The 14758-nt window shown below is 38.3% G+C and carries 10 protein-coding genes; 9 read left to right on the top strand and 1 reads right to left on the bottom strand.

Features of this window, described 5'->3' with window-relative positions; translation table 11 throughout:
- The first annotated feature begins 12 nt into the window (after positions 1-12).
- Positions 13-1245: a transcription termination factor NusA gene (nusA, locus tag BUE24_RS08935; RefSeq protein WP_073315654.1), complete on the top strand. Its 1233-nt coding sequence runs from the start codon at positions 13-15 to the stop codon at positions 1243-1245.
- Between the two features lie 44 nt (positions 1246-1289).
- Positions 1290-4058, top strand: coding sequence for a translation initiation factor IF-2 (gene infB, locus BUE24_RS08930; protein ID WP_073315653.1), 2769 nt, complete (start codon positions 1290-1292; stop codon positions 4056-4058).
- 72 nt (positions 4059-4130) lie between these two features.
- Here the strand turns inward: infB and BUE24_RS08925 are convergent, their stop codons facing one another.
- The gene (locus tag BUE24_RS08925; RefSeq protein WP_139241950.1) at positions 4131-4613 is read right to left on the bottom strand and encodes an SPOR domain-containing protein; all 483 of its coding nucleotides are present in this window, start codon (positions 4611-4613) and stop codon (positions 4131-4133) included.
- Positions 4614-4837: 224 nt separating this feature from the next.
- Here BUE24_RS08925 and BUE24_RS08920 point away from each other — a divergent pair, with 224 nt between their 5' ends.
- The 7 genes from BUE24_RS08920 to BUE24_RS08890 are packed head-to-tail and all read left to right on the top strand — an operon-like array spanning position 4838 to position 14758.
- Entirely contained in the window at positions 4838-6157 is a 1320-nt protein-coding gene (locus BUE24_RS08920; protein WP_073315652.1) for a c-type cytochrome, read from the top strand.
- A 52-nt stretch (positions 6158-6209) separates the two neighbouring features.
- A complete protein-coding gene (locus BUE24_RS08915; RefSeq protein ID WP_073315651.1) occupies positions 6210-9329 on the top strand; it encodes a TAT-variant-translocated molybdopterin oxidoreductase in 3120 nt (1039 codons plus the stop codon).
- Between the two features lie 35 nt (positions 9330-9364).
- Positions 9365-11095: an NrfD/PsrC family molybdoenzyme membrane anchor subunit gene (gene nrfD, locus BUE24_RS08910; protein WP_073315650.1), complete on the top strand. Its 1731-nt coding sequence runs from the start codon at positions 9365-9367 to the stop codon at positions 11093-11095.
- 4 nt (positions 11096-11099) lie between these two features.
- On the top strand, positions 11100-11639 hold the full coding sequence (locus BUE24_RS08905; RefSeq protein ID WP_073315649.1) for a DUF3341 domain-containing protein: 540 nt from the start codon (positions 11100-11102) through the stop codon (positions 11637-11639).
- 5 nt (positions 11640-11644) lie between these two features.
- Positions 11645-12295: a c-type cytochrome gene (locus BUE24_RS08900; protein ID WP_073315648.1), complete on the top strand. Its 651-nt coding sequence runs from the start codon at positions 11645-11647 to the stop codon at positions 12293-12295.
- Between the two features lie 36 nt (positions 12296-12331).
- Complete coding sequence (locus tag BUE24_RS08895) at positions 12332-13648, top strand: quinol:cytochrome C oxidoreductase (protein WP_073315647.1); 1317 nt, start codon at positions 12332-12334, stop codon at positions 13646-13648.
- Between the two features lie 33 nt (positions 13649-13681).
- Complete coding sequence (locus BUE24_RS08890; protein ID WP_073315646.1) at positions 13682-14758, top strand: cytochrome c oxidase subunit II; 1077 nt, start codon at positions 13682-13684, stop codon at positions 14756-14758.

The raw sequence follows: 14758 nt of genomic DNA, 5'->3' as shown, positions 1-14758 counted from the left end.
TATAATATTGATATGGAAAATATCGCATTAATAGAATCATTTTCAGAATTTAAAGATGATAAACTTATAGATCGTGTTACGCTAATGGCGATCTTAGAAGATGTGTTTAGAAATGCCTTAAAGAAGAAGTTTGGTAGTGATGACAATTTCGATATCATTATTAATCCCGATAAAGGGGATTTAGAGATTTGGAGAAACCGAATCGTTGTTGGAGATGGAGAAGTAGAAGATGGTAATCAGGAAATATCTCTAACCGAAGCGAGAAAAATTGAGCCGGATTTTGAGGTGGGAGAAGATGTGTCTGAAGAAGTGAAGTTAATCGATTTAGGAAGACGTTCTATTTTGGCATTGCGTCAAAATTTGATTTCCAAAATCCATGAACATGATAATACGAATGTATACAAGCAGTTTAAAGAATTAGAAGGAGAAATTTATACGGCAGAGGTTCATCATATTCGTCATAGGGCAATCATTATGTTGGACGACGAAGGAAATGAAATTATCTTGCCAAAAGACAGACAGATTCCTTCTGATTTTTTCAGAAAAGGAGAAAATGTAAGAGGAGTAATAGAATCTGTAGAGCTTAAAGGGAATAAGCCTGCAATCATCATGTCAAGAACATCTCCTTTGTTTCTTGAAAAGCTTTTCGAATCAGAGATTCCAGAGGTATTTGATGGTTTGATTACGGTAAAGAAAGTAGTAAGAATCCCTGGAGAGAAAGCAAAAGTTGCTGTAGATTCTTATGATGACAGAATTGATCCTGTTGGCGCATGTGTGGGGATGAAAGGGTCTAGAATACATGGGATTGTAAGAGAATTAGGAAATGAAAATATAGATGTAATTAATTATACAAATAATTTACAACTATTTATTACAAGAGCATTAAGTCCAGCAAGAGTTACTTCAATCAAAATTGATGAAGAGACTAATAGAGCCGAGGTAATGCTAAGACCAGAAGAGGTGTCTAAGGCTATCGGTAGAGGTGGTCATAATATCCGCTTGGCTGGTCAATTAACAGGTTTTGAAATAGATGTGTTTAGAGAAGGTGTAGAAGAGGATGTAGAGCTTACTGAATTTTCTGACGAAATTGATTCTTGGATTATTGAAGAATTTTCTAAAATCGGATTGGATACTGCAAAAAGTATCCTGGAACAAGAAGTATCAGATCTTGTGAAACGTACTGACTTAGAGGAAGAGACTGTGAGTGAGGTTATTAGAATATTAAAATCAGAATTTGAGGATTAATAAACACAATTAATTTATATTTGAGCATAAAATAAAAGGCATTTATGGCTGAAGCAAAAACAATGAGGTTAAATAAGGTACTACGCGAATTCAATATCTCGCTTGATCGGGCTGTTGACTTTTTGAATTCAAAAGGTCACGAGATAGATGCGCGTCCTACCACAAAAATTTCTCCGGATATTTACCAACTTCTGTTTGATGAATTTCAAACAGATAAGAGTAAAAAGGTGGCTTCAAAAGAAGTAGGAGAAGAAAAAAGAAAAGAGAAAGAGGCGTTACGTGTGCAGATTGAAAATGAGCAGGAAGAAAAACGTAAGCTTGCAGAAGCGCGCGAAGTTGTAAAAGCCAAAGCTCAAATAAGTGGCCCTAAACAAGTAGGGAAAATCGAATTAGGGAACAAAAAAGCCGAAACACCACAGCCCGAGAAAAAGGTGGAAGAGGCTCCTAAAAAAGAAGAAGTTAAACCTTCAAAACCAGAAAAGGTTTCAAATAGACCTGAGAAAAAGGGGATAAAAATCATGAAGCAGGCGCCACCAAAACCCAAAGAAAAGGTAGAGGAAGTAAAGCCGGCTAAAGTGGTGGAAGAAAAGAAGCCTGAGGTTGAAGCAAAAACCGAAACCTCTGGAGCGCCAGAAAAGGTGAAAACGCAGTATAAAAAGTTGGATGGACCTAATTTTACAGGTCAGAAAATCGATCTTACACAATTTAAAAAACCTGCGAAAAAGAAAGAGGATAAAACTCAAAAAGATAAAGCCGGAGATCAGAAGAAGCGCAGAAGGAGAATTAGTAAAGAAGGAGGCGGATTTCAGAACAACGGCGGGAAAGGCGGAAACCAGCAAGGTGGTGGAAGAAATAACAATAACAGAGGGCGTGGAAAAGCCAAAAGGCCTCCTATTGTTAAAGAAGAGCCTAGCGAAGAAGAAGTGCAAAAGCAGGTTAGAGAAACCTTGGAGAAACTACAAGGGAAATCTAACAAGTCTAAAGCCGCAAAATATCGTAGAGATAAAAGAGATCAGCACCGTCAGAAAGCTGAGGATAATGTAGCGCAACAGGAGCAGGAAAGCAAAGTGCTTAAGGTAACTGAGTTTGTTACGGTTTCTGAAGTGGCAACGATGATGAATGTGTCTACAACCGAGGTGATTTCTGCTTGTATGGCTTTAGGTATCATGGTTACCATGAACCAGCGTCTTGATGCAGAAACGTTATCGATAGTAGCAGACGAGTTTGGATATGAAGTAAACTTCGTAACCGCTGATATCGAAGAAGCGATAGAAGAAGTAGAGGACAAACCAGAAGATCTTTTGAATCGTGCGCCGATTGTAACAGTAATGGGTCACGTAGATCATGGTAAGACATCTTTGCTGGATTATGTTCGAAAAGAAAATGTAATCGCCGGAGAAAGTGGAGGTATTACACAGCACATTGGTGCTTATGGGGTACAGCTTGAGAGCGGGCAAAAGATTGCGTTTTTGGATACACCGGGTCACGAAGCCTTTACGGCGATGCGTGCTCGTGGTGCACAGGTAACGGATTTAGCAATTATTGTAATTGCTGCCGATGATGATGTGATGCCACAAACCAAAGAAGCTATTAGTCACGCGCAAGCGGCAGGAGTACCTATCGTATTTGCAATTAATAAGGTAGATAAGCCAACTGCGAACCCTGATAAGATTAAGGAGGCGCTGGCAAGTATGAATTTGCTAGTTGAAGACTGGGGTGGTAAAATTCAATCCCATGATATTTCTGCAAAAACAGGGCTAGGTGTTAACGAATTATTGGAAAAGGTATTGCTGGAAGCTGAGATACTAGAGCTAAAAGCAAATCCTAACCGATTAGCTACAGGTACGGTGGTTGAAGCATTCTTGGATAAAGGTAGAGGATATGTATCTACCATCTTGGTTCAAAACGGAACACTGAAAGTTGGAGACTACGTTTTGGCTGGAAAGAATAGTGGTAAAGTAAAAGCAATGCACGATGAGCGTGGTAACGCTGTGAAAGCAGCAGGCCCATCGACACCAGTATCTATTTTAGGTCTGGACGGCGCGCCACAGGCGGGAGATAAGTTCAATGTATTAGAAGATGAGCGCGAAGCCAAAGACATTGCTGCAAAACGTGCTCAGTTGCACAGAGAGCAATCAGTAAGAACGCAACGTCATATTACGCTTGATGAGATCGGAAGACGAATCGCGTTAGGAGACTTTAAAGAACTAAACATTATCCTGAAAGGAGATGTGGATGGTTCTGTAGAGGCACTTACAGATTCGTTCCAGAAATTATCTACAGAAGAGATTCATGTAAACATTATACATAAAGCCGTTGGAGCGATTACAGAAAGTGATGTACTTCTTGCTTCGGCTTCAGATGCGATTATTATCGGATTTAATGTGCGACCTGCAGGGAATGCAAGAACAGTTGCTGATAAAGAAGAAATCGATATCAGAACGTATTCGATCATCTACGATGCGATTAATGATCTTAAGGATGCGATGGAAGGAATGTTGTCTCCTGTAATGAAAGAAGAAGTTACGGGTACGGCAGAGATTCGAGAAACCTTCAAGATTTCCAAAGTGGGTACCATTGCAGGATGTATGGTGCAGAATGGTAAAATCTATCGCAATTCTGGAATTCGATTAATCCGTGAAGGTGTAGTAGTGTACACTGGAGAGCTTGCTTCATTAAAACGTTTCAAAGATGACGTAAAAGAGGTAGGTAAAGGATATGATTGTGGATTACAGGTGAAGAATTACAACGATATTAAGATCGGTGATGTGATTGAGGCATATCAAGAAGTAGCTGTAAAGAAGAAGTTGTAAGAAACGATAACAATACATAATAAAAAAACCTCTGTGAAAACAGAGGTTTTTTTATTGTATGATATTTTGAATTTATTTGTTGACAGGAGCTTTTTGCTTTCCAGGAATAAACTCAAAGGCGCTAGGGAATTCTTTTCTGATTTCTCGTAGTGCTTTGTCTTTTTCTAGTTTGGTTTTATAATTACCAATCCAAACTTTGTAGTTTGGAGTCTCCCAACGAATTGATGCGTCCCATTGTGGGAAGGTCTCTTTAGCTTTTCTTAGAATTTCATTGGCTTTGTTCAGGTTGCCATTATATAGTTGTACTTTATATCTGTCACTAAAATCACCATCTTTCTCCATTTTGGATTTGATAGCCAAAAGGGTTTGGATTTTAGGATCTTGATTAATGGTAACTGTAGCTTCTGGTTGTTCTGTGATGCCTACTTGTACAAAATCACCATTATTTTGGTTTTCAACGGTTGGATTTGGGTTGTTTTGAGCCATCAAAGTTGATATCCCAATTAGATGAAAACTGATTAAAAAACTACAACGTTTTAGGTTTAACATTCTCATTACAAATTAATTTAGTACAAAGGTAAAGTTTAATAACTCAAAATTGTCAAAAAATATTATTTAGAATTATTATAAATTAGTAGTTAACGCTTCTCTAACATTTCCAAAATCGACTTAATATAGTACTTTTGTCGTCGAATTAAAAATGGAGGTTTTGTGTATTTTTTTAAAGATACTAGAGAAAAAACCATACCAAAATTACGACGATAATTCTACTTGATAATATGAAACAGGTGAAACACCGAAATTCAGCCTCTAAAATCCTAATCCTAGGAACTGTTTTTTTATTTACTTTTTTGAATCCTGTATTTGGACAGGATGAAGCTGCGGCTGATACTGCTGCTGCCACTGAAGCTGCGTCTGGAGGAGATGTAGCCAAAGGAGAAGAGTTGTTTAAATCTTTATGTGCAGCATGTCATAAAAGATATAAGAAAATGACGGGTCCTGCTCTTTTTGGAGTTGCGGATAAGTATGACAGAGAATGGATTTATTCTTGGGTAAAAAATAGTGCAGCTATGATCGCGGCAGGTGATCCACAAGCGGTGGCTATTTATGAAGAGTATAATAAAACTGCGATGAATGCTTTTCCGCAGTTGTCGAATACCGATATCGATAACATTCTGGCCTATGTAATGGTGCCAAAGTCTCCGCCGTCAACACCAGTTCCGGGTATGGAAACACAGGCTGTTTCTGGAGGTAACGGAGTGTCTACAGATGTTATACTGGGTATTTTGGCATTGGTATTTGCAATGCTAATGGTAGTGCTTTACCTGGTAAACAAGACATTAAGAAGTTTTGCCGAAGCGAATAATGTAGAGCTTGCTGTTAGTGAGCCAAGAACTCCAATATGGAAAGCTTTTATCCAGAATCAATTCTTGGTATTGGTTACTGCGATCTTCTTATTGTTAGCAAGTGGATACTTTGTGTATGGATACTTTATGCAGGTAGGTATAGATCAAGGATATGCTCCGATACAACCTATCCATTATTCGCATAGAATCCATGCTGGAGAAAACCAAATAGAGTGTAAGTATTGTCACTCTTCTGCTAGAGTATCTAAGCATTCGGGAATCCCTTCGCTAAATGTTTGTATGAACTGTCACAAGTCAATTAGTGAGGTTGCAGAAACTACAGCTACTGAAGATTATTCTAAAGAATTCTATGACGGTGAAATCAAGAAGCTATACAAAGCAGTAGGGTGGGATGAAGCTAGTCAATCATATACTGGTAAGACTGAACCTGTAAAATGGGTTCGTATTCATAACCTTCCGGATTTTGCATATTTCAATCACTCACAACACGTAAGCGTTGCAGGTGTAGAATGTCAGACCTGTCACGGTCCTGTAGAAGAAATGGAGATTATGTATCAGCATGCTCCACTAACCATGGGGTGGTGTATCAATTGTCACAGAGAAACTAATGTGCAAGTGGCAGATAATAAGTATTATGAAAAGATCCACAAAGAACTTTCTAAGAAGTATGGTGTAGACAAGTTAACAGCTGCACAAATGGGAGGTTTAGAATGTGGTAAATGTCACTATTAAAAAAAGAGTCGGGTAAATACCGAATTAAGTAAGAAGCTAATATCAATTATATATGTCATCAAACAAGAAATACTGGAAAAGTGTTGAAGAGCTAAACGAAAATAGCTCTATTGTTGAGACGCTACAACAAAACGAATTCGTACAGGAAATCCCTACGGATGAGTTTTTAGGAGATAAATCATCTTTAGAGAGTTCTTCGACTACGCGTCGAGACTTTCTTAAATATGTAGGGTTCAGTACAGCGGCTGCTACTTTGGCTGCTTGTGAGGGACCTGTAAAAAAATCAATTCCTTATGTGGTGCAGCCAGAACGAATCGTTCCTGGTGTTGCGAACTACTATGCAACTACAATTGCAGATGGTTTTGATTTTGCTAGTGTTTTGATCAAAACCAGAGAAGGTAGACCTATTAAAGTAGAGAACAACAATCTTGCTGCTTCAAATGGAGATGCGAATGCAAGGGTAAATGCTTCGGTGTTATCGTTGTATGATAGTTCTCGTCTTCAAGGGCCTAAGAAAGGTGGGGAGGATATTAGCTGGGAAACTTTGGATAAAGAAGTTGGAGCAAAGTTGAACTCTTTAGGTGGTAAACAAATTGTACTACTTACACAAACTTTCGCAAGTCCTTCTACTTCAAAGTTAATTTCAGAATTTAAAGCAAAATACCAAAATGTTAATCATGTAGTGTATGATGCAGTATCAGAAAGCGAAGCTTTGGATGCGTATCAAATGATGTATGGAGAAAGAGCGTTGGCAGATTACGATTTTGGTAAAGTAGATACTATAGTAAGTGTTGGTGCAGATTTCCTTGGAGATTGGCAAGGTGGTGGTTATGATAGTGGTTATGCTCAAGGGCGTGTTCCTAAAAATGGGAAAATGTCTAAGCATATCCAGTTCGAATCAAACATGTCACTTACTGGTGCAAATGCAGATAAAAGAGTTCCTGTTGCTCCGTCGCAACAAAAGCAAGTGCTATCGGCATTGTATGCTTATGTGACAGGTTCAGGTTCAAAAAGCTCATTAGATGCTGATTTGGATGCTCAAGTAGTAAAAGCTGCAAAGAGTATTCAAAAAGCAGGAAGAAATGCAGTTGTAGTTAGTGGTATCCAGGATGTGGATGCACAACTAGTTGTTTTAGCGATCAACAAGGCAATTAATAGCAAAGCGTTTAATGAGAGTACTCCGCGTACGATACGTCAAGGTAATGCCAAGGCGGTTTCGCAGTTGGTAAAAGATATGAACGCTGGTCGCGTAGGAGCACTTTTAATAGTAGGAGTTAATCCAGCATATACGTTACCTAACGCAGCTGAGTTTAAATCAGGTCTGGAGAAAGTAGATCTTTCAGTAGGATTTAGTATGCACGATGATGAAACAGCTTCATTGTGTACATATATAGCTACGACCCCTCATTACTTAGAGTCTTGGGGAGATGTAGAAATGAAAAAAGGAAGCTACAGTCTAACACAACCAACGATCAGACCGTTGTTTGATACTAGACAGTTCCAGGAAACTTTGTTGAATTGGACAGGGAATACAGCTTCTTACCATGATTATATCAAAAGTGCATGGACAGGTATTTTGGGAGGAAACTCTTGGAGTCAGGCATTGCACGATGGGGTGTTGGTTGCACCAGCACTTCCAAAACAAGAATTGGTAGATGCTATTGCAGCTCCAGAAGGAGATGTGGTAGAAGGTGAAGAAGTACCAGTAACTACTGGGCCAGACGTTGGTGCTGCGGCAAGAAGATTGTCGATAGCAAAAGCCAACGGTATGGAGCTTACTTTGTATACCAAAACTGCAATGGGAGATGGGCAGCAAGCAAGTAACCCATGGTTGCAGGAAATGCCAGACCCAATTACGAGAGCATCTTGGGATAACTATTTAACAGTTTCTCGTGCAGATGCAGAGCAATTAGGATTAACCAACGAAAACGAAGCTAACGGAGCCTTAAATGGAAGTTATGCAAAAGTAACTGTTGGAGGAGCAGAGGCTGTTGTACCTGTGATCATTCAACCAGGTCAGGCAAAAGGTTCTGTTGGATTAGCATTAGGATACGGAAAAACTAAAGGTCTTAAGGAAGAAATGATGGTCGGGGTAAATGCTTATCCTTTCTATCAAAACCTTAACGCCGTACAGGAAGTGTCTGTAGTTGCTGCAGAAGGTGTGCACGAGTTTGCTTGTGTACAGTTGCATAATACACTAATGGGTCGTGGAGATATTGTAAAAGAAACGACTTTAGAAATATTCAATACTAAGGATAAGCATGTTTGGAATGCGATTCCTGAAGTAAGTAAAAATCACATCGAGTACGAAGTTACTTCGCCAGAAGTAGATCTTTGGGATGAATTTGATCGTTCTGTAGGACACCATTTTAATCTTTCAATAGACTTAAATGCTTGTACAGGTTGTGGAGCTTGTGTGATTGCTTGTCATGCAGAAAACAACGTTCCTGTAGTAGGGAAGTCAGAAGTACGTAGATCTCGTGATATGCACTGGTTACGTATCGACCGTTATTATTCTTCTCAAGATAGCTTCGAAAGTGATAATGAGAAGAAAGATAATATCGCCGGTCTAGGAAGTTCATTGTCTGAGTTTGGAGAAATGGAAAGTGCTTCAGATAATCCTCAGGTGGTATTCCAGCCAGTAATGTGTCAGCACTGTAATCATGCTCCTTGTGAGACTGTATGTCCAGTAGCGGCAACTTCTCACGGTAGACAAGGTCAGAACCATATGGCGTATAACCGTTGTGTGGGAACAAGATATTGTGCAAATAACTGTCCATACAAAGTGCGTAGATTCAACTGGTTCTTGTATAACAACAACGACGAGTTTGATTACAATATGAATAATGACTTAGGAAGAATGGTGATTAACCCAGATGTAACAGTACGTTCTAGAGGGGTTATGGAAAAATGTTCTATGTGTATTCAAATGACACAGAAGACCATTTTGGATGCCAAAAGAGAAGGTAGAATGGTGAAGGATGGAGAATTCCAGACTGCATGTTCTGCGGCTTGTTCTTCTGGAGCAATGATATTTGGTGATATCAACGATAAGGATAGTAAAGTAGCTAAACTTAAAGAAGATAATCGTATGTATCACTTACTTGAGCATGTAGGTACAAAACCTAACGTGATGTATCAAACGAAAGTAAGAAATACTACTGAAGCCTAATTAATTAAAATAAAGAATCAATTCAATTATAAAGGATTATGTCTCATTACGAAGCACCTATAAGAAAACCTTTAGTAACTGGTGATAAAACATATCACGATGTAACTGTAGATGTGGCTGCACCAGTTGAAGGTAAAGCAAACAAATCTTGGTGGATCGTGTTTTCGATCGCTCTTTTTGCTTTCCTTTGGGGAATAGGTTGTATAATTTATACCATATCCACAGGTATTGGAGTCTGGGGATTAAACAAAACCGTAGGATGGGCCTGGGATATTACCAACTTCGTTTGGTGGGTAGGTATTGGTCACGCAGGAACCCTGATCTCGGCAGTATTATTGTTATTCCGCCAGAAATGGAGAATGGCGATTAACCGTTCTGCAGAAGCGATGACGATCTTCTCGGTAATTCAGGCAGGTTTATTCCCAATCATTCACATGGGACGTCCATGGTTAGCATATTGGGTATTACCTATTCCTAACCAATTTGGATCACTATGGGTAAACTTTAACTCTCCGCTACTTTGGGATGTATTTGCGATTTCTACCTATCTTTCTGTATCATTGGTATTCTGGTGGACAGGATTGTTACCTGACTTCGCAATGATTAGAGATAGAGCAATCACTCCTTTTAATAAAAAGATATACGGATTATTGTCATTCGGATGGAGTGGAAGAGCAAAAGACTGGCAACGTTTTGAAGAAGTGTCATTGGTACTTGCAGGTTTGGCAACACCACTTGTACTTTCTGTACACACGATTGTATCTTTTGACTTTGCTACTTCGGTAATTCCTGGTTGGCATACCACGATCTTCCCGCCTTATTTCGTTGCGGGAGCGATTTTCTCTGGATTCGCAATGGTAAACACACTTCTTATCATCATGAGAAAAGTGTCTAACCTAGAAGACTATATTACTATCCAGCACATCGAATTGATGAACATTGTAATTATGATTACAGGTTCTATTGTAGGTGTGGCATATATTACAGAGCTATTTATTGCTTGGTATTCTGGTGTAGAATACGAACAGTATGCATTCTTGAATAGAGCAACCGGTCCTTACTGGTGGGCATATTGGGCAATGATGAGTTGTAACGTATTCTCTCCACAGTTTATGTGGTTCCCAAAATTGAGAAGAAGTATCATGTTCTCTTTTATTATCTCTATAGTTGTAAATATAGGAATGTGGTTTGAGCGTTTTGTGATTATTGTAACTTCTCTACACAGAGATTACTTGCCATCATCTTGGACAATGTTCTCTCCAACGTTTGTAGATATAGGTATTTTTATTGGTACTATCGGATTCTTCTTTGTATTGTTCTTATTGTATGCACGTACATTCCCGGTTATTGCACAGGCAGAGGTAAAAACAATATTGAAATCTTCTGGAGAGAAATATAAGAAGTTAAGAGAAGCAGGAATTGATCATAGAGATGAGCTTCCTAAAGTAAGAGCTACAGTAACTGAAGAAAAAGTAGAAGCTACAACAGAAAAGGTTGAAGCTACCGAAGAAGATATTAACAGCTTATTGAGCAATCTAGGTACTTTCGATCCGGAGACTCAACAAGCAGATGATCTTAAAAAAGTAAATGGTATCGGACCCGTAATGGAAAAGAAACTTAACCAAATAGGAATCTTTACATTCGATCAGGTTAGTAAAATGACCGCTACCGAATATGATTTATTAGATAGTATTACAGGGTCTTTCCCAGGAAGAGCACAACGCGACGATTGGGCAGGTCAGGCCGCAAAACTTAAAAATAACTAGAAGTATGGCATCAAAAGTTATACATGCATTATATACAGATGATGATGTCCTAATGGACGCTGTGAAAAAAGTTCGTTCAGAGCATTATCATATTGAAGAGGTGTATTGCCCTTTTCCAGTTCACGGGTTGGATAAAGCAATGGGTCTACCTCATACACGTTTAGCCATTACAGCATTTATGTATGGTTGTGTAGGATTAACAGTTGCAATTACGATGATGAATTATATCATGATCGAAGATTGGCCACAAAATATTGGAGGTAAGCCTAGTTTTAGTTTTATCGAAAACATGCCTGCTTTTGTTCCAATTATGTTTGAGCTTACCGTATTTTTTGCAGCTCACTTAATGGTAATTACTTTTTATATGAGAAGTAAGTTATGGCCATTTAAGGAAGCAGAAAATCCTGATGTAAGAACTACAGACGACCATTTCTTGATGGAAGTAGATGCAGGACATCATGATGTGAATGCATTGACCAGCTTATTGACAGATACTGGAGCGGTAGAAATTAAAGTAATTGATAAGGAAGAAGATAACCATTAATACTAATGAAGAATACTATAAAAATATTAGTAGCAGTAGCAACAGTGATTAGCGTTGTGTCTTGCCAAAAAGACTCCAGGCCTAATTATCAGTATATGCCGAATATGTATGAGTCTGTAGGTTATGAAACCTATGGAGAATACAAGGTGTTCCCTGGAGAACAGGAAGCGATGTTACCTGCAGAAGGATCTGTGCCAAGAGGATGGATGCCTTACGAGCTAGAGAATTCTAATGCTGGTTATCAAATGGCTAAAGATTCCTTGAAAAACCCTATCCGTTATACGGTAGAAAATCAGGAAAAAGGAAAAGAGTTGTATGATATTTATTGTGCAGTTTGTCATGGTAAAAAAGGTGATGGAAAAGGAATTCTGGTACAAAGAGAAAAAATACTTGGGGTTCCAAGTTATGATGATGCAGGAAGAGCGATTACCGAAGGTAGTATCTATCACGTGATGTATTACGGAATTAATTCTATGGGATCATATGCATCTCAGACTAGTGAAAATGAGAGATGGCAGATTGTTCAATACGTAGAGAAGCTTAAAGCCGATTTAGAAGGAAAAACAGCTCGTATTGATGCAGATGTTGCTGAAGCTACTCCGGTTGTTGTAGAAGAAGCTCACGAATCAACAGAAGAACACAACGCAGCACACTAGTGCTATTATTTAAAGTTAAGAATAACGATATAAGATATGTATACGCTATCAAATAGATTAAGATTATTTTCTTTCATCCTGATGATTGTTGGAGGAATCGGATTGATTTCTGGTTTTTTATCAACGCCAAAATCTATAGAAGAGGTAAAAGAAATGATGGCAGCGCACGATGCGCATGGCGAAGGTCACGGAGCTGCTGCTCAGGATCACGGTAACGAACACGCTGACGATGCTCACGGTGGTGATGCTCATTACGAGCATGTTTTGCACCAATTACAAAACAAACCTTGGGCTGCATTATATGTAGCGGCATTCTTCTTTTTCATGATTGCTTTAGGAGTGTTGGCTTTTTATGCCATACAATTTGCTGCTCAGGCAGGATGGTCTCCTGTATTGTTTAGGGTAATGGAAGCGATTACCGCTTATTTAGTGCCTGGAGGAATTATTCTATTTGTAATTTTAGCCTTATCAGGATTCCATGTAAATCATTTGTTTGTTTGGGCAGACCCAGAAGTTGTAGCTCATGACAAACTGATCCAAGGTAAAGCAGGATGGTTAAATGGTACTGGTTTTATCATTAGAGCGGCCATATTTTTAGGAGGATGGTTGCTATACCGTCACTTTGCTGTAAAATATTCAAGAAAGCAGGATGAAGATAGTACAGGGAACAAATGGTACAAGAAAAGTTTCAAGATTTCTGCTGGATTCTTAGTGTTCTTTATCTACACAGAATCTATGATGTCTTGGGATTGGATTATGAGTTTTGATCCACACTGGTTCAGTACATTATTTGGATGGTACGTGTTCGCAAGTTTATTCGTTTCAGGAATTACAACAATAGCATTAATTACTATTTATTTGAAATCTAAGGGGTATTTAGAGTTCGTAAACAATAGTCATATTCATGATTTGGCTAAGTTTATGTTCGGTATCAGTATTTTCTGGACCTACCTTTGGTTCTCTCAGTTCATGTTGATATGGTATTCAAATATTCCAGAAGAGGTTACTTACTTTATTACTCGAATAGAAGACTATAAATTACCATTCTTCGGAATGCTGGTAATGAACTTTATTTTCCCATTATTGGTGTTAATGAATAGCGATTTCAAACGAGTAAACTGGTTTGTGGTAATGGCGGGTATTGTAATCCTTTGTGGTCACTATATTGATGTGTTTAACATGGTAATGCCGGCAACAGTAGGTGAGTCTTGGTTTATTGGAATCAGCGAAATTAGTGCTGTGTTATTGTTCTTAGGATTGTTCTTGTTTGTTGTATTCAGAGCACTTACCAAAGCACCTTTATTGGCAAAAGGAAACCCATATTTAGAGGAAAGTAAACACTTCCATTATTAAAATTTAGAATTTATAAAAAGAAGATAGATAAAAATGACTGTATTCTTAACCATAATAGTTATAGCGCTTTTCGGAATCACTTTGTGGCAAATGTCGAAAATCTTGAAATTGTCACAACTTAAAGGCGCAGACAATTCTCAAGTGGCTAATGATAAGGACAATAATATGCAAGGTAAGCTGATGCTTGGTTTTGTTATATTCATCTACTTACTAACCATATTTTGTTTTGTAAAATACCATACATTCTTCTTACCGGAGTCAGCATCTGAGCATGGAGTTGGATATGATCAATTAATGTTGATCTCTATGGTGTTGATTATGTTTGTGCAAATCATCACTCAAGGTTTATTGCATTACTTTGCATATAAATACAGAGGTAAGGAAGGGAACAAGGCATTGTTCTTTGCTGATAACGACAAGTTAGAGTTTATCTGGACAATTATTCCAGTAATTGTATTGGCAGGTTTAATTATTTATGGATTATTTACTTGGACAGATATTATGAATATCGACGAGAAAGAGGGTGATCCGTTAATCATTGAATTGTATGCATATCAATTTGACTGGAGAGCTAGATATTCTGGAGAAGATAATGTTTTAGGAAAAGCAAATGTTCGTTTTATCGAAGGTGTAAACACACTTGGTGTAGATGTTTCCGATAACTATGGTAAAGATGATAAGATAACCAACGAACTGCACTTACCAGTTAATAGAAAGGTGATCTTTAAAATGAGATCTCAAGATATTTTACATTCAGCATATATGCCATTCTTTAGAGCACAAATGAATGTAGTCCCTGGTATGATCACTGAATTTTCTTATACGCCAACGATGACTTCAGAGGAAATGAGGAATAGTGAATTTATGGTAGAAAAAGTAGCTACGATAAATAAAATCAGAAGAGAAAAAAGCAAGAAACTTGTAGCAGCCGGAGAAGAAGCGTTAGAGCCATACGAATTCGATTACTATTTATTGTGTAATAAGATTTGTGGTGCTTCGCATTACAATATGCAAATGAAGATGGTAGTAGAATCTGAAGAGGATTTTAATGCTTGGCTAGCAACACAACAGACTTTTGGAGAGCAATTGTCTGCACAAGCAAGTAACTAA

It is taken from the genome of Aquimarina spongiae (assembly GCF_900141785.1).
Lineage (GTDB): Bacteria > Bacteroidota > Bacteroidia > Flavobacteriales > Flavobacteriaceae > Aquimarina > Aquimarina spongiae.
This window is presented reverse-complemented; position numbering and strand designations above follow the sequence as displayed.